The sequence below is a fragment of the Agathobacter ruminis genome, assembly GCF_002735305.1.
Lineage (GTDB): Bacteria > Bacillota > Clostridia > Lachnospirales > Lachnospiraceae > Roseburia > Roseburia ruminis.
Map to the genome: position 1 here is coordinate 19,065 of NZ_PDYG01000070.1, position 21,645 is coordinate 40,709.

Genomic DNA, 21,645 nt, shown 5'->3' on the forward strand with positions numbered 1-21,645 from the left:
AGCGGACTATTTCGATTTGTTGACGGTATGCAACAGAACATTACAAATTGCAGATCCGATTACAAGTCCGGCAACCGCCTCAAGCACAATATTGAGTGCGCTGAGCGCAAACATCATTCCGTAGCTAACCAGGAATCCGTGATTGCCAAAGAAATTGTAGACATCCGGATTAATTTCAAGCATGTACTGTCTTAAGAAGATGACAAAGAACAGCAGGTATAAAACGGTATTGGTCAGCGGGGCAAGAAGGCAGGCAATTGACACACTCACGGAGTGTGGAATGCGCGTCTTGCGCAATGCCATAAATACCAGTCCCGGTACCAGTCCGACAAACAGACGCGGTACAATTGCAGTGACAAAACTCTGTACCGGAATCACTGCCATCATGGCAGACTTGGCCGGATCCAGAAAGCTTGACATACCGAATACGAATCCGAGAAAGACGCCTGCTTTCGGTCCGAGTACGACGGAGCCGACAGCGACAGGAATACAAAGCAATGTAATTTTTAACGCGCCGATCGGAATATATCCCAATCCCGGCACAAAGCACATAATCAGCTCGATTGCGGTCAGCAATGCAAGCTCTGTCATAAATCTTACATTTAATCTCTTGTTATTATTTTGGTCCATTGTTCCTCCTACTGCCGTTTTCAATGATGAAATACAGCGTATTATTTTTTGATTTTTCTTTTTTGTTTCTTATAAACGAGGTTAATACCCTTTAAGGTTAGATTCGGATCATAGATATCTACCTTTGCGGTTCCCTCGGAAATAATTCTACCCAATCCACCGGTAACGACCACTTTTGCATCTGCGATGCCGGTCTCTTTGCGGATCTGATCAATCAGATACTCGGTCTGTCCAATCTGTCCGTAAACCAGTCCGGACTGCATACTGTGAATCGTTTCTTTGCCCAATACCGTATCCGGTTTCTTGATTTCCACTTCAGGCAGCTTTGCCGCATCTTCCCACAAAGCCTTTGCGGAAATGCGAAGTCCCGGAGCTGTCACGCCACCGAGAAAAGCGCCTTGCGCATCCACAAAATCATAGGTGGTCGCAGTGCCAAAGTCAATGACAATCACCGGTCCGCCATACAACTCATAAGCGCCGACTGCATCCGCAATACGGTCCGCTCCAATCTGCTGCGGATTCGGTGTAACAATGCGGATACCGGTCTTGATTCCGGCTTCCACTACCATCGGATAAATATCAAAATATTTGATCAGCGCACTCTCGAGTGAATGCATAATGTTCGGCACAACCGAGCAGATAATCGCATCTTCGATTTCCTCAGCGCGAATCTCATTCTTTTCCAATAATTCTTCCAATACAATCGCGTATTCGTCGGATGTACGGGGAATCTTGGTGGTGACACGAAAAGAAGCCACCAGCTCCTCATCCGCAAACACACCGCATGTAATATTCGTGTTCCCTACATCTAATGCAAGTACCATATTTTTCTCCATTTCTTTGATTGCGTTTTTACTCTCTTTTTATATCATTATCACACAGTCATTGCAAGTATTGTACCCGAAAAAAACCGCATCAAAAAAGGAGCTTGTGCGCCACGCATCACGCGTGGCGCAAAGCTCCTTACCGGTATTGAATCACGAGCCGTACAATCAAATCAATCCCCGCGGCCCACAGCAGAAAAGTTCCCGCAAAATATGCTTTTCCTTTTGCTTCAAAACCATAATGGTATCCGACATACATACCGGAAATGACAAATACGATACTAAAGCTCACGATCATGATTAAGATCATGCGCATATCCGTCCCGAAGAAAGCAAATGCGATTCCCGCGAGCACGGTATAAATGCTTGTAAGAGAAGCCATTCTGATGAATCGTTTATAGCCGAGCGTCATCTCGAGATGTTCCTGAATCCGCTCATTCTTGATGCCTTTTACAATCAGGCGACAACCCAGTCCGAGAAAGATAATTACCGCAATCAGTTCTCCGACCAAAAAGTCGTTCGCGATATGCTGCTTTGTCAAAAGCAGATTTGCAAAGAAATATCCGACGAAAAGAGCTGCCAGCTGCCACGCCCCGACAATCAGGCAGATCAGCGTCAGATGTTTCTTATTTACTTTTGCGACCAGAGATCCCTGGCATTCCATATTGGCAAACAAGTCCAAAGATATTCCCGCGACAATCAACAAATTCTCGAACCAGCCCATAATCTGATGCGTCTCCTTGTTTTATTCTGCCTTGATTTCAGCAAGCTTGTAGATGAACTTCACACTGGTATTTACAGAATCCGCAGCATCGGTAAATGCACCGTAGTTTTCGGCTGCATCCTTGACTGCTTCCACACGATTGAGCAATGCGCTGACATCTCCGTCATATGCATCCACAATCTTCTGTACTCCTTCCTTGTTGAAGGTGGTGATTCCGTCTGCAAGTTTTGCAGAACCGTCTGTTAATTTCTGTGCACCATCCAAAAGTGCCTTGTTATTTGCAACAAGTTTGTTTGATCCGTCTGCCAGTGCCTTGATTCCGGTTGTCAGATTCGGCATTGCATCGACAAGTGTCTGTGTGCCTTCTGCAATCTTGGCAGCACCCTCTTTGGCGGTGGTTGCACCGTTATATATTTTCTTGGCGCCCTTCTTTGCGGCAGTAGCTCCGCCGGAAACCTTCTTTGCACCTGCCTCAGCAGTACTCAGGTTGGTTGCAAGTGTGTCTGCGCCTGTGCTCAAAGCACTCAGATTCTGCTTGATTCCGCTTGCAAGCTGCTGTCCGCCGATGGCCTGCTCCAGATATCCTTCTACGGTTTGTACCGTTCCGGTTGCATGTGCTTCATCCATTGCACCGGATCCTACAATTGCAGCGACAACAGTTGATTCGTTCTGCTTCATTGCACCGTAAACCTGAGTCATGTTGTCCACGGTAACAGTTGCCAGCGCAGGCTTTGAGGTGACTGCTGCCAATGCGCCGAATACAGAGGATGCTGAAGCATTCAAATCATTCAGGATTGATTTGACACCGAGTTCCATCAGTTTAGCCATGCTGTCTGAATAACCATTCAGGGTAGAAAGGCCATTGCTGAGGGTGGTTGCACCTGCACTCAGTTTGCCGATTCCCTCATACAGATCGGAAGCGCCGCTCTCGAGTGACTTCAATCCGCCATACAGATCTTTTGCACCGCTGTTTAAGCTGACAAGGCCTTCGGAAAGTGCCTGTGCCCCATCATTCAAATCACTTGCACCGCTCACAAGGCTGCCTGACTTATTCTGCAGGGTTGCGATTCCATTATTGATCTTGGATGCACCTGCGGTATAATCTTTTAATCCCTTTTGCAGGGTCTTCATTCCGTCTGCCAAATCGGTCGAACCATCTGAAAGCTGTGAAGAAGCATCACTTAATGCATCTACCAGATCATCGATGCTGTCAAATGACAAATCTCCTGAAGAAAGGAAATTGCCTGCATTGACTGCCACCGTCATGGCAACATTCATTTCGAAATTCTTGACATCTGCTGTTACTTCCACATATTCCGGAATCTGAATTCCGTCAAGTGCGGAATCATCCAGATCCAGACTTTCGGTCAATCCCGGAATTGCATATCCCACAACCATGCTGCCATTTCCGGTATCTACGAGTTTGCCGTTTGTCACTTCCACATTGGAGAATCTGTCATTGAGTGCCAATGCGCTGACTGCTGCAAACGGTACCTTAACTTCGCATTCTTCTCCGTCAACTTTGGCAACATACTTGGTATTGTTTGTATAATCAAAACGGATGGTTACTTTTCCACTCTTACCTGCGAGCTCTTCCGGTGTGACTTCCTTGCCGTCGAGTTTGTAGGTCACCTTTTGGGTAATCGGTGCTTCCTGGCTGGTGGTTCCCTGATAATAAATATCATTGCCGTCTGCCTTCCAGGTCAACGCGCCGTCCTTTTCCTCAAATGTCTCATCGCCTTTGACATTGGTGATATCCGTCAGATTGCTGCGATCATCCAGCTGTGCTGCTTTTTCTTTGTTGACGAGATGATCGGATACGATGGTCTTATTGACCTTTCCGGATGCATCGGAAATCAGATAGACAGTCTCCTCTTTTCCGATATTCTTCTCTGTCACTTTGCCATCGCCAAGGATGTCATCCACCAGTTTGTCCGTGTCATCTTTGTCCTCGACGGTTGATGCAGCCTGATCACGATTCTTTGCTGCATAAGCGGTGCATGTCACACCGGTAACGATCAAAGAGAATACCAGAACGCCTGCGCTCGCGGTAATCAGAAAACGGTCTTTTAATTTGTTCTTTAATTCCTTGAATTTCATAATTTTATCCTCACTTTCCAACGGTTGCAGGTCTTGTGCTTATCTTGCTCTTGTCACGAAAACCGACACTGCTGTGAATAATAATCTTGTCAAATACCATAAACATGGACGGCAATACGAAGATTACCGTAAACATACTGATGATTGCACCGCGTGCCATCAGAATACATAAAGAAGAAATCATATCAATGTCGGAATACATTCCCACACCGAAGGTCGCTGCAAAGAATGCAAATGCACTGACCATAATCGACTGAATGGAGCTCTTTAATGCAGCGGCGATTGCCGGCTGTTTGTCCATTCCAAGGAAGCGGTTCTTCTTATATTTGTTGGTCATCAAAATCGCATAGTCGACGGTTGCACCCAGCTGGATGGTTCCGATTACGATAGATGCGATAAACGGAAGCACGGTTCCTGTATATGCCGGAATACCCATGTTGATAAAGATTGCAAACTCAATGACAGCCACCAGGATGATTGGAAGACTGATGGATTTGAATACAATCAGAATAATCAGGAAGATTGCTCCGATGGATACGGCACTGACACGGGCAAAGTCGAGATTGGTAATTTCAATCAGGTCTTTGGTACATGGCGCCTCTCCGATTACCATCGCTTTGTCATCATAAGACTTTACAATCTTGTTCAGTTGCTCAATCTGGTCATTGACTTCATCCGATGCAATTGCATATTCATTGGATACGAGCATCATCTGATAATTTCCGTTTTTGAAGATTTCTCTTACTTTATCAGGAAGGATTTCCTCCGGAATGGTTCCACCGAGGAAGGAGTCAAGTGCCAGCACATTCTTGACTCCATCAACCGATTTCAGCTCTGAAACCATGTCGTTGCAGGTCTTTTCCGTCATGTTCGCATCTGCAAGCACAATATGGGTGGCTCCCATCTCATACTGTTCCTGTAATGTTGCGTCGGCCTGACGGCTTGCCAGTGTATCCGGAAGCGATCCGGCCAGATCGTAATAAACTTTTGTATGTGTATATCCATAAATTGCCGGTCCGAGAATTACCAGGAATAATGCGATAAAGATCAGATAATGCTTGGTAATCCAGTCCGCAATCACACCCAGATCCGGGATGATAACCCTGTGTCTGGTCTTCTGTACGGCTTTGTCACAAATCAAAATCATGGATGGAAGGATGGTGACGCATCCAAGCACACCAAACAATACACCTTTGGCCATGACAATACCAAGGTCAAGACCCAGAGTAAAGCTCATGAAACACAAAGCGATAAATCCGGCCACGGTGGTGATGGAGCTGCCGACTACCGAAGTAATGGTATTGGAAATGGCATGTGCCATCGCACGCTTCTTATCTCCGTTGAATCGCTCTGTCTGCTCCTCGTAGCTGTGCCACAGGAAAATGGAATAATCCATGGTAACACCGAGCTGAAGGACTGCTGCCAGTGCCTGCGTCACATAAGAGATTTCTCCGTCTCCCATGAAGTTGGTTCCCATATTATAAACAATTGCCATTCCGATACTGAGCAAAAACAGAACCGGCGCAAGAGCGGAATCCATGGTCAGCATCAGGATGATCAGCGAAAGTACAACCGCGATAACGACATAAATCGGTGTTTCTTTTTCCGAAAGATTCTTGATGTCACGAATTACGGAAGCCATTCCGCTCACATGACAATGTTCATCCACCAGCTCATCAATCCGGTCAAGTGCTGCCATTGTTTCATCAGAGGCCATTGACTCATCATAGATGACTGCCATCAGCTGAGAATTGGCATCTGCATTATTAAAGAATTCATACATTTTTTCCGGAAGGATATCTCTCGGGATGGACAAATCCGCCACACTTCCGTACCAGAGCACTTTCTTGACATGATCGACATCCGAAATGCTGTCTGCAATCGTCTCAATCTGTTTGTCATCCGTATTGTCTATGACAATCAATGAGAAGGCTCCCGTGCCGAACTCGTTCAGCAGGATGTCCTGGCCTTCCATTGTCTCAATGTCTTTTGGCAGATACGAAAGAATATCATAGTTGACTCTTGTGTTGAAGTATCCGATTGCTGCGGGTATCATCAACAACAGTGACAATATCAGAATCGGCACTCTCCATTTCACAACTGCCTTTCCAAACTTAATCATTTTCTTCACTCACTTTCTTCGTTCTTACTGAAATGCTGTTTTTTCCTGAGAGTTACTTTACTCTGTATTGTCTGCAAAATGAATATTCAATTTCGGTGATTCGTCCGGTTCCATATACAAAATTGTCGATTTGTATATCCCCCAAAAACAAAAACACGCATCTGTGTCATCCACAAATGCGTGTTACATTTCATTAATAATATCCGTAAAGGAGCGGGACATAATATATAAATATGCCTCTGCCATCTCAGCCGGATCGAGATCCATATTGCCCTTGATCCATTCTTCTGCCGCAAAAACCATCGACTGCGCATAGTAGGTTGATACCACTTCCGTAGACAGCCATGCATGCCGCGGTGACTTGCCGCTTGTCATCTCGCCAAGAATCTGTTCGAGAAACTGCTGGACTGCTTTCATTGCAATCTGGTGAAAGCTGATCGGTCCGTCCATCTTGACCGCCTTGCCGTAGTATACCCGGTCTTTTCCAATATTGGTAAACAACAGGGTCATGCCTTCTTTAATCATCCCGGCTTCAATCAATGGTCTCATCGGGAGCAACAGCTCCGTATTGATGATCCATTCCATCAATTCGTATTTGTCTTGAAAATGATTGTAAAAGGTTGGTCTGATGACACCGGCACAATCGGTTATTTCTTTAATTGTAATTTTTTCAAGAGGCCTCTTATCCGCAAGTTCTTTAAAGCTTGCAGCAAGCGCCTCATCAATTCCAGGTTTATTATTCATCAAATTCCATGGTTACAAAGTAACCTTTCTCCGTTTCGCGCACATCTACGACCACACCTTCACGGCTTTTCAGTCGCTGGCTTACTTCATAATTTCCGGACATGGCAATTGCATGTTCAATCGTATAATAATAGGAAGTAGGGAGTTTGCTCTCTGTTATTTTCAGGTGCTCTCCGGGCTTTGTCAGCCCCGGACGCTCCATCTTGAATTCCATCTGTCTCATGCGTGACGATCCTCTATAAATTCCGTATCAATCGGATGATCTCTGCGATACTGGCGCTCGGAACGCGATGCGTCAGTGACACAAATCAGATTGGAAATGCCATTGAAAATCAATCCGATTCCAAATACCACACCCATCACATCCAGCACACCAAATGCATCAATGACAAAGAAAATACCGAATACAACAGATGCCACACTGGTCAAAAATCCAATCCACCAATGTTCACTTCCAAAATTCTTTGCCTCAACTGCGGTCTTCATTCCACGGATGCCATGCCAGAACATCAACACACCCAAAATAATCGGAATCAGTGCCATTACAATCTTTGGCTGAATCAAAATCCAGATTCCTAAAAGCATCAGTACCGCACCCATAAATGCCGAGATGCCATATGCTTCCGGTCTGAACATATAAGAGCTGAGTAAAATCACACCCATCACCAACAGAATCACTGCGACCATCACACCCACCGCACTAAATGTAAAACTCGGATGTGCCACGAAGAAAATTCCCAAAGCAATGGTAATCAATGATGATAAGGAATAGTCAATCCGAATTCTCTTAAAAAATTCTCTCATAGTCTTCTCCCGCTTTTTTATTTATTTTCCTGAATCAAGTCCAAAATCGTCTGCAGTTCTGCCCCTTCAACCGGTGCTTCGCCATGGGATACATGCTTCTTTTCTGCTGTCATCTCGGTCAGCTCCACCTTTTCTTTTCCCTGCTCAATCAGGAAATAACGGGCAATATCCGCTTCCTTATCGCGCACCATATAGATACGAAGACTGCAAGGAATTCCACGGTCACGACTTGGCATATCCAGACGGATGGCGGTTGTCGATTCAGACAGGCCAAGCGCCATTACCGAAAAGTCTTCCGGCAGATACGGATACATGCGTTTCTGCTGATAGCTCTCTTCAAACAATTCGTCGATATATTCCTCTTTGCGTTTGCTCAGCGTCTCCATAAACGCATCCACATCCTCAAAGAATTTTGCTGGCAATGACGCAAATTCATAGCGATTGCGCTCAAAGAGCAAATACTGTTCCTCCGTCAATTTAATCTCTTTTTGAACCGGTGCATGCGGAATCGGCTTGCCTTCGCGCCTTGCGGTCTCCACCTCATTGATGCGCTCAAGCAATGGTCTCTTCAGTATCAGATTGTTGCTAAATGGATTGATGACCACCCCTGCGCTTTCCGGATTCTTCAAAGCCACTTCCACAACCGCGAGGAACGGCAGATTCATGATGACAGCCGACTGCGGATCCTTCGGAATCTGTGTCTTCTCCGTATAAATCGGCAGGAAGGTTTCTCCGTTTTTGTTCTTAATTGCCACCGGAATCGGGAATTTCTGATCATTCAGTGTCGCAGGATTCAGCACTCTGGTCTTGACGAGAGCTTCTACAAGCGCATTCAGGTTCTGTGGCGTTTTATCTGCCACATAACTGGTCATCTTTTCCTCCACTTCCGGATTCTTTACATCTATCGTCTCCTGCGGGCTCTGTGGCACCTTCGGTGCTCCATTCTTACGTGGCCCCGGGAATTTCGTAATCTTTGCCATACTTTGCTCCATTCTGTATTAGTCGTCACATATACACTAAATTATACACATCCGTTCAGCCATTTGCAACCTTGGCGGCCACATGCGAAAGACCGGCCAAACGGCCGGTCCTTCAGGGGTAAGATTATTTTTAGTTTATATAGGTAACGATTTAGTATACGGTCTTCCACTCTTCGATGTTGTCCGGATTGAACTCGAATGGAGCACCAAGGATTACTTCTGTGCCACCGTCAGCTGCTTCGGTAATGGTGTAAGTTACGCCAAGTTCCTTTGCTTCGAAGGTGTCTCCTGCTGCACCTGTGATGGTTCCGTCAACCAGTGCAAGAGAGATGTATGCTGAAAGCTTTCCAAGGTCGATTGGGTTCCACAGGAACATATATGGGCAAGACTTTCCGCTGTCCGGCTTGCCAATGTATTCAGCCATTTCAGATGGAAGTCCAAGTCCTGTTACGCGGCAGGTTGCGCCTGTATCCTGAACAACTTTTGCTGCAGCTGCAACACCTACAGTGGTCGGTGCGCAGATTACTTTTAAGTTTGGATAGTTTGCAAGCAATGCCTGTGTCTGGTCAGTAGACTTCTGAGTTTCGTCATCTCCGTATGCAACTTCTACAAGGTTTAAGTCTGCATACTTGCTGTCGTCTGCCATGATGCCCTTCATTGCTTCGATCCATGCATTCTGGTTGGTTGCCTGAGATGATGCAGAAAGGATTGCCCAGTCTCCTGAACCACCGGAAATATCATAAACCGCATCGCAAAGTGCCTGAGCTACTTCCTTCACACCGGCCTGATTTGCGAAAGTCTGACGGCTGTCAGCATTTACAGATGAATCGAGGCAGGAAACCTTGATTCCCTTTGACATTGCATCTTCCAATACGGACTGAAGTGCATTCTCATCATTTGCTGCGACTGCGATGGAATCAACACCCTGTGAAATCAAAGAGTTGATAACGGTAATCTGAGCATCTGCAGTTGCATCCTGAGGATAGTTCACAACGGCTTCTCCTCCGTTGGCCTCAATGATTGCCTTGAATCCTTCTACTTCCTTCTCGTTGTATGGGTTTCCGGCACTCTTTGGTACGATTGCATACTGCTTCTTGCCGCTGTCTCCGCCCTTACTTTCGGATGAAGACTTTGAACCCGTATCTGTGGTGCTTCCACCACCGCCACAGCCTGCCAATGCACCGGCTGCGAGAGTTGCACAAAGAAGTAAGCTTAAAAGTTTCTTTTTCATGTTTTTTCCTCCCTTAGAAAAAATATAGTTTTTGTGATACCCCTAGCTGATTGCTTTTTTCTTGTTGGCCGAAATTCGTGCGGAAATATTCGGCAACAGGACTGCACCAATCAAAAGGATACCGATGATCAATAGGATGACCTGAGAATTGACATTCTTCTGGCCAAGCCCGATGCGCAAACATACGATTACAAATGCGGAAAGAATACCACCAATCATCTTTCCTTTACCACCGGTGGACGAGATACCGCCGAATACTGCCATCGCAATGGCATCCATTTCGAAGCCTTTTCCCGTTGTGGTATTTGCGCCGTATGTTGCAGCGGTAAAGAAAATGGCGCACAGTGCAGAAAATGCACCCATTGTTACATAGCTGATAAACAACACTTTCTTTACCTTAACTCCGGAATAGAATGCGGTCAAGCGATTACTTCCAATTGCCATTAATTCGCGACCGAATTTCATCTTTGTGGAGATAATAACAAAGATGGCTCCGGAGATGATGACTAAGAAAAATACGATTGGGACAATGCCCAGGCTCTTTCCGATTGCGCGGAATCCGTCCGCATTTTTGGCTGCGATACTGCCGCCGCCACCAAGCATGATCTCTGCAATTCCGCGGAAAATAATCTGTGTTCCGAGGGTTACGATCATGGATGGCAATTCCGGAAAGATAACAATGATGGCTCCGTTGATTGCCCCACAGATCAAACCTGTACCGAGCATAATCAGCAAAGCAACCGGGAATGGCATTCCCGCGTTGACTGCAAAGCAGCCGAGTGTTCCCGACAGACACACGATGGAGCCGACCGAAATATCGATTTCACCCATCATCAAGATAAATGCCATCGGAAGCATCAAAAACATTTCCGCCAAATATTTTGGCATTTCACGCAATACATTTTCGAGTGTATAGGTTGCGGACATTGCTCTGCAGAGTACCAGCACGACTGCCAGTATGACAATCAGCACGCCCTCCCAGCTGAGTATCCGCTTTCTCCACACATTCTGCGGTGTTGCATTTATGGTTCTTCCTGATTTTCCTGCCATGATTACATCTCCCTTCTCGCAAGTGCACGTTTGTTCATCATGCGCTGCGTAATGACATTGACGATAATAACCACAACAATCAGGACACCCTTGATTGTATTCTGTGCAATTGCCGGAATCTTAATCAATGGAAGCGCCTTTGCGATGACTGCCAAAACAAGTCCGCCGAGCAATGAACCGGCAACGGTTCCACGGCCTCCGCTCATACTGACACCACCGATTACACAAGCCGCGATTACATCCATTTCCTTTCCTGTCAGACTGTTTGGCTGCGCGGAAGCATAAATGGAAGTGTTCAGGGCTCCGGTCAGTCCGCAAAGCACACCCATAATTGTGTAAACGGCGATTTTTACACGGGCTACTTTGATACCGGAAATCTGAGCAGCTTCAGCATTGCTTCCGACTGCGTAAATATTACGGCCAAACTTAGTCCACTTTAGAAGGATGAAGAAAAGAATATAGCATAATAATGTGATCCAGATTGTCACATTCACGCCACATATATTTTTCAGCGCGAAGTCCTTGTAATTCCCAAGCGCCTCTGCGCCTGCCCACTGGCTGTCTCCTACGATATAAGCCAATGCGCGGAAGATATACATACCTCCCATTGTTGCAATGATCGGTGGGACATTGCCCAGACCAATGATGGTTCCCATCAGGCATCCGCATACCGCACCGATTGCAAGAGCAATGATAAATGCCAGTAATGTGCTCTCAATCTTGTTGTATTTGAACAGCAATCCGACCACCATTCCGGCCAGCGCCATTGTTGATGCAATGGAAATATCGATTCCACCGATCAAAAGCACCATCAGCATTCCCAATGTCGGGATCAGTGTAACTACATTATTTTTTAAAATGTCCAAAAAGTTGTCGATCGTAAAGAACGATGGATTGACAAAACTAACAACCGCAATCAGAAGAACGAGTACGATTACCAGACTTAATTCGCGTTTCTGCATTATCTTACTGCCTCCTTCTTTTCAGTTTTTTCCATGGAATGCTCAAGGATGATTTCCTGTGTCGCCTCCTTTGCATCCAGCTCTGCTGTAATGCGTCCGTTGCACATCACATAAATGCGGTCTGACATACCAAGAATCTCAGGCATTTCGGATGAGATCATGATGATGGCATATCCCTGCTTTGCCAAATCGCTCATAATGGCATATATTTCAGCTTTGGCTCCGACATCCACACCTTTGGTCGGCTCATCCATGATGACCACCTTCATGTTGTCCTGTGCGAGTGCCTTTGCCACCACAACCTTTTGCTGATTTCCTCCGGAAAGGGAACTTGCCGGGTCAAAAACGGTAACCGCTTTCGTATCAACTTCCTCAAGGAACTTCTTGCCAAGTTCGTTCTCTTTCTTTTCATTGATGAACAATCCGTTGCGCATCTTTTTCATGATTGGAAGTGTGACATTGCGTCCCAGCCCCCAGCTCATGATCAATCCTGTTTTCTGACGATCCTCCGGCAAAAGAATGATTCCAAGATCAGCTGCATCCGTCGGATTCTTCACATGTACCTCTTTTTGATTTAAGAATACGGTTCCGGAATTCTTTGCAGTGATTCCGCATACCGCTTCCATCACTTCGGTTCTGCCGGCACCGACAAGTCCGGTCAGTCCGACAATCTCACCTGCACGAACGGACAGGCTGACATCCTTGAAGTAGCCAAGACGGCTAAAATTCTCGATGCGGAGAACTTCTTCTCCCGGCTCAACCGCAACCTTCGGATACATATCCGAAATCTCACGGCCAACCATTGCCTTGATCAAATCTGCATTTGTAATTTTATCTACATCATAGGTTCCGATATATTGCGAATCACGGAAAACCGTAACTCTTGATGCCAGACGATACATATCTTCAAATCGGTGTGAGATAAAGATAATGGATACGCCGTCATCTCTGAGCTTTTCCACAATCTTGTAAAGTTTTTCCGATTCGTTTGCAGTCAGTGATGCAGTCGGCTCATCCAAAATGATGATGCGCGCATGTGTTGAGATTGCCTTTGCAATTTCAACCATCTGCTGCTGTGCCACAGAAAGCGTTCCCATCTCGGCAGTCGGTTTGAAATCAGCTTCGAGCTGATCCAGATACACCTGTGCCTCACGGTTCATCTGCTTCCACTGAAGCACCCCGCCTTTTTTAATTTCATGATTCATGAAAATATTTTCTGTTACACTCAGATCCGGGTAACTCGTCGGATGCTGATATACCGCTGCGATTCCTGCAGCCTGCGCATCACCCGGTCCCTTGAAATCTACCTTCGTTCCGTCCAAATACATCTCGCCCTCTTCGGCCTGATGTACTCCCGTGATTACTTTAATGAAGGTCGACTTGCCTGCTCCGTTTTCACCCATCAAAGCATGAATCTCACCCTTTTTCAGTTGAAACTGGACATTATTAAGCGCTTTTACACCCGGGAAGATCTTGGTAATCCCTTTTAGCTCCAATACATACTCAGACACGCTCCTTCTCCTTTCCTGATTCCTTTTTACATGTTTATCTTATCCTCTGATACATGGGTTCAAAAACAGGAAAATTTTTTGATGAAGGGTAAATTTTTTCTTGGTACTTTCGCACCAAAAAAGCTCTTGATGTCAGCATTTACAACAGTTTGCCGAAACTCAAGAGCTTTTGTGATTTGATTATGAAGATGATTTTTTGATTTTTGGAATGCGGATTGTGACATCGCATCCGCCATTGCTTTGGTATGTCAGTCCATATGGTTCTCCATACAGCAATCGCAGTCTGTTATGAATATTATAAATTGCAATACTGCTTCCTTTTCGCTCATGCGACACATTCTCCGACAAAATCCTTGCGATTTCATCTTCGGTCATACCGACTCCGTCATCCGAAATCAGGATGACAATGTCGCCTTCTTCCTCCCAGGCTGTCAGAACGATGGTTCCTGATTTTTCCTCTTTCTCCAGAATTCCATGCAGGATGGAATTCTCCAGGATTGGCTGGAAAGTCAGTTTTGGGATGCGATATTGCAATAATTCGTTTGGCACATCGACCACCAGGTCGATCTTGTCATCATAGCGCATGTTCATCAGCTGCAGATAGACCTGCGCATGCTCAAGTTCATTTTCGATTGAGCTCAAATCGCGCTTGCGGCTCAATGTCAGCTTGTAGAAACGGGAAAGATTCTGCACGACTTCGCTGACTTCCTCATTTCGCCCCTGCAATGACATCCAGTGAATCATGTCCATGGTATTATACAGAAAATGCGGATTGATCTGTGCCTGCAGAGACTGGAATTCCGCGAGGCGCAATTCCTCTGCCGTCTTTTTCTGCTGTTGCATCAGGTCATTGATCTCCCGTGTCATGTAATTGTAGGAGCTGATCAATTTGCCGACTTCATCCCGCGTACGCGGCTCTTTCATCGGCACCGGCGCCCCCTCTTCCACGGAGGACATCTGCTTGGAAAGTTTGGAAATCCGCCTTGTCATGGAATGCGCAATCACAATTGCTACAAGGATACTGAGCACCAGACTGACAATACAGATGATCACAAATTGTATGAAAGTTCTGTTTGCCATATGGAGCAATGGCCGCTCGGGCAATACCGTCACAACAAACCAGCGCGTTTCCTCGATATAATAAAAAGCAGCATAGACACTACCTCCGCTGACGTCCTGTCGCACGAAACTGTTGGAGGCCATCAGAAGCGCCTGAATGTCATAATAATCCAGATGATACAATCCGGAGAGTGCCTCATTGGTCGTAGCGATCACGGCCTCACGCTCATTGATGATATAGGATACCGAGTCATCGACCGTAATCGATTCGCTCAGCAGACCGGAATAAATCTCACTCGGATAATATACAGCCAGGTAGCAGGTCTCGAATTTGCGATTGACCAGCCAGGAGCGTCGAATCATATATGCGCAGTCATCATAATTTTCGATTTCATAATTACCTAGATAAAATTTCGGACAGTGCAATGATGCTGAAGGTGTCGCACTGAAAATACCATGCCAGTAGGTCGTCTTGATCCGATCCTCAGGCACGAGAAAACGACGTCCGAAATCTGTCTCATAAATCGGCGAATCCTCATCCAATGAACAATAGATTTTGATATCGGTTACAGCTGTCTCCTGAATAATAGACTCTGCCAGCTTTGCAAATTGATCTGCCTGATCGGACTCCATCAGCGCAACCGGGTCTCCGTCGAACTCTCCGTGAAACATGGTCGCATACAAATCCGAAGCTTCGATTTCACTCATACTCTCGGTAATTGAACCTAATCGCTCTTTGATTTTTGGAATCAGCGATGCCGTCTGTACCTGTTCCGACTTAACGGTATCAGAGATTAACATATCATAAAACCGGCCAAAAAATACCACGCCGATTGTGATGATCGGCAGACAGGCAGCCAGCAGAATACATAATACGAATTTGGTCTGCAGCCGCAGACTTCTGATGCGAACCGGAATTTTCATGCACGCACCACCTGTTCTCGAAACTCAGACGGGGAGAGTCCGGTAAATTTGCGGAAACTCTTCGCAAAATAATTGCCATCATTATAACCTACACATGCAGACACCTCACCGACACGATTGCGCGGATCCGCCAGCAGCTGCTTGGCCTTTCGCATTCTGAAATCTGTGATGTACTGGTTGATGGTGGTTCCTGTTTCATTCTTAAACAAGGTGCATACATATGACACCGACAGATTCGCATAATCACTGATGTCTTTTACAGACAATGCCGCATCTGCATAATTGCCCGCGATAAATTCGCGAATGATTGCAACCGTCGGGTTCTCCGAACTGTTCTCTTTAATATCCGCATAATATCTGTGCGTCTTTTCCACCAGCATTTGATGCAGTTGATAGAACGAAAAACACTGGTCCATGATATCCATGATATTCTCGCGGTTTTCGATTGCCATATCCGGCACCATTTGTCGGTTAAGGCGCGCGTCATACAGACACAGAAACAGTTCGTAATACAGGCCTTTGATTTGATTTTGCAGCATGCCACGTCTGCCGCGGAGCAGCTGCGCGATTTCATCGAGCACCTGCATGGTCGCTTCCTCTCCACTTTCGCGCACCATCGTCTTGGCTTCGGTAATTTTTTGTTGCAGCAAGGTCTGATCCACGTCCCGGCAGCCATCAATTACAGACGCACTGAGTACTTTACACGGCTCAAAGAAAAAGCTGTCCTGCAGATAAATGACCGCACTCTCATACGAATGATATGCTTCCTGATATCCGGATACGGTATCGCCGATGGAAATATAAAATGCACCGCATCCATGAAACAGTTTCGCTATCTGGGAAGCAATCATTTCACGCGTACCTGCTGTTGTTTCCAATTCACCGTAAATATGAAAAATAATATGATATACCCGTTTTTCGGTATAGATCACATTCAAATGCATCGGAATCAGATAGCCCTGCAGCGCCTCCTTAATCTGACGCAGAATTTGCGGGTCCTCCGGAATTGCCTGCAGTTTCACGATATAGGTTGTAATATACTTGAATTTGTTCTTTGCCGATACAGCAGAAAAATTGCGCAACAATCCCTCGATTGCATCACGATGTGCCGCAAAAGGCATGGTAAAGCGATAGGCTAATTGTGCACCCTGCTCCGATTCGAGCGTTACGCCTTTGTTGCCCAGAAGTCGCTGACGCGCGCACTGCTCCACTGCGCGTTGCAATGTCTGCTGCATTTCCCCAAGCTCGATCGGTTTTTCGATATAATTGATTGCCTTTAACTGAATCGCAGCCTTCAGATATTCCTTGTCTGAATAACCGCTCATGAAGATTGCCGTTACATCCGGATCAAACCCCTCAATCTGTTCAAGCATCTCAATCCCGTTCATGCGTGGCATGCGCACATCACACAAAATAATATCAGGCTTATTCTCCCGTGCGGTTTCCAATCCGGAAAGTCCATCATCAGCCTGGTAGATTTCATCAATGCCCAAAGCCGCCCAATCAACAGACGCAATCAACCCTTCTCTGGTTAAACTTTCGTCATCCACTATTAAGATCTTCATTTCCTTCTCCTTAATTACCCCTTGGATTGTAATTATAGCATCAAAAAAAGGTGTCGGCAATGCCAACACCTTTTTGAATATTATTTTATTCTTCTGTCGTTTCCGTATCTTCAACTGTAGGATCGTCATAAACGAATTCATTCGATACGCGGAATACGGAATTGGATGAGCCGAGTACTTTCATCTGAATCACATCTCCGTCCTCGACATCATCAAGGCTGATTCTCATATGTTTTCCGTCGACCAAAACAGAATCCACTCTCGAATCATTCACATAGACACGTGTCCATGGTGTAAAGGAAGAACCGGTAAGCATCAGTGCATTTGAAATTTCAAATCTCTGTGCCTTCTCAATCACTACCTCATCGATTCCCATTACGATTTCTGTTGCCGGATACAGGTCCTCACCATTATATGCAAAACGGTCGCCGTAAAGCAGGTCATACTGCAGATTCTCCAGGCCGTTCAGATAAGCATCCCGGTCAAGCTTGGCTTCGTTGTTTGCAAGCTCATTCTGATGATATTTCCAAATGGTTCCCTCGTGGATACCAACTGAATCGGTCACAGACGCAAGCAGCTGATATGCGTACAGGTCCGCATCCTGCTTTTCCAGTCCCATGTTGTTCCATGTCTGATATTTGGTCTTGTAAATATCGCCCGGAACGGTATCCTCATTGGTCAGACCCATGGTTGGCAAATGATCGCCAAACATAACTACGATGGTATCTTCGTCGCGCTTGTCCAGCTCTGTAACCAGATTCTGGATGAACAAATCTGTCTTATGTGCCTGATTAACGAAATAAGTCCACTGGTTTGCGGATTCCTCACTGTTTGCTCCGGTTACCACAAATTCCGGATTGTCAAGAATCGGCTGCTTCGGATAATCACCGTGTGTACCAACAGTAATGGTATAAACAAAATCAGAACCCTCTGTTGCATCCAATGCCTTGATGGTCTCATTTACGAGGATGGCATCCTCTGCCCAGTTTCCGTTTGGTGTGAATTCTGTGATGTTCATGCACTCTTTGCTGGTAAATGTATCAAATCCCATCATGGAGAATGCATTTGCACGGCTGTAGAAGTTACCACCGTTGTTATGTACCACATGTGTTCCATAACCAATCTTTGAAAGATCGGATGCGATGGACTCACAATCTGTCTGCTTCAAAATCGTTTTGTACGGATACTCACCGGTACCGAAATACTGCATGCTCATACCGGTTAGGATTTCAAATTCCGTATTTGCAGTTCCCGCACCGACTACCGGTACTGTCAGATATCCGCTTGTATAATTATCTTCGAGATAATGATAGAAACTAATCGGATCCTTGTTGGTCTTTAAGTAAGTCAATTCCTCCGGATCCACAAAGCTTTCCAGCAAAATGCAGATGATATTCGGCTTGGAAGACTTTGTCTTTGCCACCTGTGTATTCACCTGATTTTCGATGGTATCAATGGTCTCTTTTGAATAGGTCTCCGGCTTGCTCATTCCGCGGTTTACCACGCTTGAAGAGAAGCTGTAGATGAAACCGTTGTCTTCATAACCCTGTGCAATATTGTAAAAATAAGTATCTACGATATGGGTATTGGTTGCTGCGCTTGTCGCTGCCGGAATACCGATGAACAAAACAGCCAGAACCGATAATGGATAAGCTACAGGATGCTTCTTACCCTGATAACGAGGTCCTTTGATAAACAAAGCCACCATCAGCAGGATAAAAATCACAAATCCAAATACAACCGCAGTTGCCTGCTGTGCTGTGAAATAGTTCGTATTGGTCATACTCAAAAGGTCACTGACGCACTTCAAATCCGTATAGGTAAACGGTGTTACGCGGTTTGAGAGAATACAACCGTTGATGATTCCGAGCAGAACCCAGAATGAAGTGATCAATACACGGAAGAATCCTCTTCTGCGGAACAGAAATACCAGCATCAAAGATGCAAATACGATAAAGGAATTATACAGATATGCAAGCGGATGAATGCGGATAAAATTGAGCGCACTCAATACACTTCTGCGTGAAATCAATTCCACAACAAACACTATTGAAAGTGAAAGTGCAATATGGAAGAGAACCGCATAACGGTTCAACACATCGACTACTTTTTCAAAGCGCTCTGAATGTGCATGCTCTGTACGCACAAACAGGAAGCGGCCAACCGCCTGAAATCCTTTCTTGATTTTTTGTCCGATTGCGGACAATCTATGATTCGATTTAGGCATATTTTCATTCAGTTTCTTCATTGTCTAAGAACCTCCATCTATAAATGCCGACAAAACTTCTATTTTTACCATGCAATATGTTACTGAAAAAAGTAAACAAAAACAATGTGTAAATTTTATGAAAAAATAACAGTAAAACTCTTCAATTCGGAAATTATGAACAAACTGTTAAATCAATCATAATCTTATTGTAGAATTCTTCCCGCAAGCGCATGATTTCAAGACCTTTCGGCAATTGGGCAAACGGCAGACGATGTGTAATCAGTGCCTGCGGATGCAGCTTCTGTTCCTGCAGATAACGCAGCAAAATCTGCCAGTCATCATTCGAATCATGTGAAAAAGACGAATTCCAGGTTCCTGTCATGCAAACCTGCTTGCGCAACAGCTTCCAATAGATATCTTTTTGCAAAGTCAGGTCCTTTTTCGGATTGCCGACAGCCACAATCTGTCCGCCCGGCTTCACATAACGAAGCGCCTGCTGCACAGATTCGGAATCATTGATACAATCAAAAATCAGGTCATAGGTGTTCTCATCATCGGTCCATGCGGTCTGATTCGTATTGATAAATCGATAATTTTCATTCGCATATCGATGCATCAGTTCCTCCTGCGGGGCATGATGTCCCGTTGCGGTCAGCTCTGTCACGCCGCATTGCGAAAGCCACTGCGCAATCAATCCTCCGATTGTGCCAAGGCCCATGACAAGCACGCGCTTACCGATACCCGTCTCCGGATGATCCGGATGCAAGCCGCCTCTGCGAATCGCATGAAGTGCAACTGCGGCCGGCTCCATCATGGCAGCCTGCGCAAATGAAACCTCATCCGGCAGTTGAAGCAGATTCCAGACAGGTACAATGCAATATTCCGCAAATCCACCGTCCGTCCGTGAACCGAGATAATTATAATTGGAACACATCTCATATTGATGGTTCGCGCATGACCGACATGTCCTGCATGGGATCAGCGGAAATACCGCAACGCGCTTTCCCATCCATTGGCGCAGCATCTCTTCGTCTGCGTCGGCATATAATTCTTTCACAACACCGGCAAATTCATGTCCCGGAATCGTCGGAAAATGATAGGTTCCCGTTTCAAATATTCTCGGAAGATCCGAGCCGCAGATTCCTGCCGCAGCAACCTGTACAAGTGCTTCTCCCGGCTGCAGATCCCGCAGCACATATTCGTGCTGATTCAGTTGACCGATTCCATCGAGTACATACGCTTTCATAAAGCCATTTTACCACCCTTTGTGTCAATTTAATCTTAAGTTTCTCTTAAGATTTCATTCTAATTCATGTATAAACCGCTCCAGATCAAGCGGTGTCGTAATTTTGAGATTGCTCTCATCGCCGGCAATCGTACAGATATGTCCCCGGGCACGCATCGCCGGTTCCGCGCTTCCGTTGATTGTAAGAATCTCATGCGGCAACAGCTTCTCCGTGGCGCGATAATAAAATCCAAACCGAAATGCTTCCGGCGCCTGACCTGCGACCACCTCGCTTCGCACGAGTGTCTGCGTCAGACACTTTCCGTCCCTCGACAAATAGACCGTATCCTTCATCGGCAATACCGGCACCACGCCGTCCGCATCTGCTTCCTGCTCCAGTTTTTCCAGGCATGCTTCTATCAATTCCGGTTTCGTCATCGGTCTTGCGGCATCCTGTATTAGCACTGCGTCGTCCTCCTCAGCCTTCAGCACCTGCAGCGCATTCCAGACTGACAATTGCCGGTTTTCGCCCGGCGCAGCAAACAAAAACTTTCCGTCCGGCAGCACCTGCCTGATTGCATCCACCCACTCAGGCGCAGCCACAATCACAATCGCCTCAAATGCGACCGCACACAAAGACTGCAGCGTATACTCAAACAGCATTTTGCCCTTCACTCTCTGATATTGTTTCGGCACCGGATCCCCCATTCTGGTCCCGGTTCCTCCTGACAGCATAACCGCATATCGTTTCATCTTTTGCCCTCTCCATCAAATTTCGCACTACCTTTCATTATACCACACTTCCCCTCAGCCGTCCCGCTCACCTTTCTGTCGCTCATTCGCCACAACTGCCCACCCTTTCTCAGCCCTCCCTCATATGATAGGCCCCAAGACTGAAATTCTCCAAAGCCGTACGCGTCACTTCAAGAGGTTGTCCTTTCACCGATTTTGCACTTCGACAAACTGTCTTTTCATCGCAAA

At 46.0% G+C, this 21,645-nt stretch carries 18 protein-coding genes; all 18 read right to left on the minus strand.

What is annotated here, in order from left to right; all coding sequences use genetic code 11:
* Positions 1 to 6: 6 nt before the first annotated feature.
* The 18 genes from CSX02_RS08775 to CSX02_RS08860 all read right to left on the minus strand — a co-directional run bounded on the left by CSX02_RS08775 (position 7) and on the right by CSX02_RS08860 (position 21,417).
* Complete coding sequence (locus tag CSX02_RS08775) at positions 7 to 630, minus strand: ECF transporter S component (RefSeq protein WP_099386396.1); 624 nt, start codon at positions 628 to 630, stop codon at positions 7 to 9.
* A 41-nt stretch (positions 631 to 671) separates the two neighbouring features.
* Positions 672 to 1,454, minus strand: coding sequence for a type III pantothenate kinase (locus tag CSX02_RS08780; RefSeq protein ID WP_031544098.1), 783 nt, complete (start codon positions 1,452 to 1,454; stop codon positions 672 to 674).
* A gap of 139 nt (positions 1,455 to 1,593) precedes the next feature.
* Positions 1,594 to 2,178, minus strand: coding sequence for a manganese efflux pump MntP (locus CSX02_RS08785; RefSeq protein ID WP_099386397.1), 585 nt, complete (start codon positions 2,176 to 2,178; stop codon positions 1,594 to 1,596).
* A 21-nt stretch (positions 2,179 to 2,199) separates the two neighbouring features.
* On the minus strand, positions 2,200 to 4,278 hold the full coding sequence (locus CSX02_RS08790; RefSeq protein WP_099386398.1) for a hypothetical protein: 2,079 nt from the start codon (positions 4,276 to 4,278) through the stop codon (positions 2,200 to 2,202).
* Between the two features lie 10 nt (positions 4,279 to 4,288).
* The gene (locus CSX02_RS08795) at positions 4,289 to 6,400 is read right to left on the minus strand and encodes an efflux RND transporter permease subunit (RefSeq protein ID WP_099386399.1); all 2,112 of its coding nucleotides are present in this window, start codon (positions 6,398 to 6,400) and stop codon (positions 4,289 to 4,291) included.
* 183 nt (positions 6,401 to 6,583) lie between these two features.
* Positions 6,584 to 7,144, minus strand: a complete 561-nt coding sequence (locus CSX02_RS08800; protein WP_031544093.1) for a TetR/AcrR family transcriptional regulator C-terminal domain-containing protein — start codon at positions 7,142 to 7,144, stop codon at positions 6,584 to 6,586.
* A complete protein-coding gene (locus CSX02_RS08805) occupies positions 7,137 to 7,367 on the minus strand; it encodes a hypothetical protein (RefSeq protein ID WP_031544092.1) in 231 nt (76 codons plus the stop codon). Before CSX02_RS08805 ends, CSX02_RS08800 begins: the two co-directional genes overlap by 8 nt.
* Positions 7,364 to 7,948 carry an HdeD family acid-resistance protein gene (locus CSX02_RS08810; protein ID WP_031544090.1) on the minus strand — a complete coding sequence of 195 codons (585 nt, stop codon included), beginning with the start codon at positions 7,946 to 7,948 and terminating at the stop codon, positions 7,364 to 7,366. Before CSX02_RS08810 ends, CSX02_RS08805 begins: the two co-directional genes overlap by 4 nt.
* 17 nt (positions 7,949 to 7,965) lie before the next feature.
* On the minus strand, positions 7,966 to 8,928 hold the full coding sequence (locus CSX02_RS08815) for an SseB family protein (RefSeq protein WP_099386400.1): 963 nt from the start codon (positions 8,926 to 8,928) through the stop codon (positions 7,966 to 7,968).
* A gap of 151 nt (positions 8,929 to 9,079) precedes the next feature.
* Entirely contained in the window at positions 9,080 to 10,159 is a 1,080-nt protein-coding gene (locus CSX02_RS08820) for a substrate-binding domain-containing protein (RefSeq protein ID WP_031544088.1), read from the minus strand.
* Positions 10,160 to 10,201: 42 nt separating this feature from the next.
* Complete coding sequence (locus CSX02_RS08825) at positions 10,202 to 11,209, minus strand: ABC transporter permease (RefSeq protein WP_031544087.1); 1,008 nt, start codon at positions 11,207 to 11,209, stop codon at positions 10,202 to 10,204.
* A gap of 2 nt (positions 11,210 to 11,211) precedes the next feature.
* Positions 11,212 to 12,171 (minus strand): ABC transporter permease, encoded by a 960-nt coding sequence (locus CSX02_RS08830; protein ID WP_031544086.1) that lies wholly within the window; start codon positions 12,169 to 12,171, stop codon positions 11,212 to 11,214.
* Entirely contained in the window at positions 12,171 to 13,682 is a 1,512-nt protein-coding gene (locus CSX02_RS08835; RefSeq protein ID WP_099386401.1) for a sugar ABC transporter ATP-binding protein, read from the minus strand. The genes CSX02_RS08830 and CSX02_RS08835 overlap by 1 nt, the downstream gene beginning before the upstream one ends.
* A 180-nt stretch (positions 13,683 to 13,862) precedes the next feature.
* Complete coding sequence (locus tag CSX02_RS08840) at positions 13,863 to 15,665, minus strand: sensor histidine kinase (protein ID WP_099386402.1); 1,803 nt, start codon at positions 15,663 to 15,665, stop codon at positions 13,863 to 13,865.
* A complete protein-coding gene (locus CSX02_RS08845) occupies positions 15,662 to 17,230 on the minus strand; it encodes a response regulator transcription factor (RefSeq protein ID WP_189281458.1) in 1,569 nt (522 codons plus the stop codon). Before CSX02_RS08845 ends, CSX02_RS08840 begins: the two co-directional genes overlap by 4 nt.
* Before the next feature lie 85 nt (positions 17,231 to 17,315).
* Positions 17,316 to 19,478 carry an LTA synthase family protein gene (locus CSX02_RS08850; RefSeq protein WP_242970453.1) on the minus strand — a complete coding sequence of 721 codons (2,163 nt, stop codon included), beginning with the start codon at positions 19,476 to 19,478 and terminating at the stop codon, positions 17,316 to 17,318.
* A 133-nt stretch (positions 19,479 to 19,611) separates the two neighbouring features.
* Positions 19,612 to 20,685 (minus strand): galactitol-1-phosphate 5-dehydrogenase, encoded by a 1,074-nt coding sequence (locus CSX02_RS08855; RefSeq protein ID WP_099386404.1) that lies wholly within the window; start codon positions 20,683 to 20,685, stop codon positions 19,612 to 19,614.
* Positions 20,686 to 20,739: 54 nt separating this feature from the next.
* Entirely contained in the window at positions 20,740 to 21,417 is a 678-nt protein-coding gene (locus CSX02_RS08860) for an IspD/TarI family cytidylyltransferase (RefSeq protein ID WP_099386405.1), read from the minus strand.
* Positions 21,418 to 21,645: the final 228 nt, after the last annotated feature.

What these genes read in the sequence shown, in the direction of transcription:
- CSX02_RS08775 (WP_099386396.1), bottom strand. Translation starts at nt 630, where the DNA reads ATGGACCAAAATAATAACAAGAGATTAAATGTAAGATTTATGACAGAG.
- CSX02_RS08780 (WP_031544098.1), bottom strand. Translation starts at nt 1,454, where the DNA reads ATGGTACTTGCATTAGATGTAGGGAACACGAATATTACATGCGGTGTG.
- CSX02_RS08785 (WP_099386397.1), bottom strand. Translation starts at nt 2,178, where the DNA reads ATGGGCTGGTTCGAGAATTTGTTGATTGTCGCGGGAATATCTTTGGAC.
- CSX02_RS08790 (WP_099386398.1), bottom strand. Translation starts at nt 4,278, where the DNA reads ATGAAATTCAAGGAATTAAAGAACAAATTAAAAGACCGTTTTCTGATT.
- CSX02_RS08795 (WP_099386399.1), bottom strand. Translation starts at nt 6,400, where the DNA reads ATGATTAAGTTTGGAAAGGCAGTTGTGAAATGGAGAGTGCCGATTCTG.
- CSX02_RS08800 (WP_031544093.1), bottom strand. Translation starts at nt 7,144, where the DNA reads ATGAATAATAAACCTGGAATTGATGAGGCGCTTGCTGCAAGCTTTAAA.
- CSX02_RS08805 (WP_031544092.1), bottom strand. Translation starts at nt 7,367, where the DNA reads ATGAGACAGATGGAATTCAAGATGGAGCGTCCGGGGCTGACAAAGCCC.
- CSX02_RS08810 (WP_031544090.1), bottom strand. Translation starts at nt 7,948, where the DNA reads ATGAGAGAATTTTTTAAGAGAATTCGGATTGACTATTCCTTATCATCA.
- CSX02_RS08815 (WP_099386400.1), bottom strand. Translation starts at nt 8,928, where the DNA reads ATGGCAAAGATTACGAAATTCCCGGGGCCACGTAAGAATGGAGCACCG.
- CSX02_RS08820 (WP_031544088.1), bottom strand. Translation starts at nt 10,159, where the DNA reads ATGAAAAAGAAACTTTTAAGCTTACTTCTTTGTGCAACTCTCGCAGCC.
- CSX02_RS08825 (WP_031544087.1), bottom strand. Translation starts at nt 11,209, where the DNA reads ATGGCAGGAAAATCAGGAAGAACCATAAATGCAACACCGCAGAATGTG.
- CSX02_RS08830 (WP_031544086.1), bottom strand. Translation starts at nt 12,171, where the DNA reads ATGCAGAAACGCGAATTAAGTCTGGTAATCGTACTCGTTCTTCTGATT.
- CSX02_RS08840 (WP_099386402.1), bottom strand. Translation starts at nt 15,665, where the DNA reads ATGAAAATTCCGGTTCGCATCAGAAGTCTGCGGCTGCAGACCAAATTC.
- CSX02_RS08845 (WP_189281458.1), bottom strand. Translation starts at nt 17,230, where the DNA reads ATGAAGATCTTAATAGTGGATGACGAAAGTTTAACCAGAGAAGGGTTG.
- CSX02_RS08850 (WP_242970453.1), bottom strand. Translation starts at nt 19,478, where the DNA reads ATGAAGAAACTGAATGAAAATATGCCTAAATCGAATCATAGATTGTCC.
- CSX02_RS08855 (WP_099386404.1), bottom strand. Translation starts at nt 20,685, where the DNA reads ATGAAAGCGTATGTACTCGATGGAATCGGTCAACTGAATCAGCACGAA.
- CSX02_RS08860 (WP_099386405.1), bottom strand. Translation starts at nt 21,417, where the DNA reads ATGAAACGATATGCGGTTATGCTGTCAGGAGGAACCGGGACCAGAATG.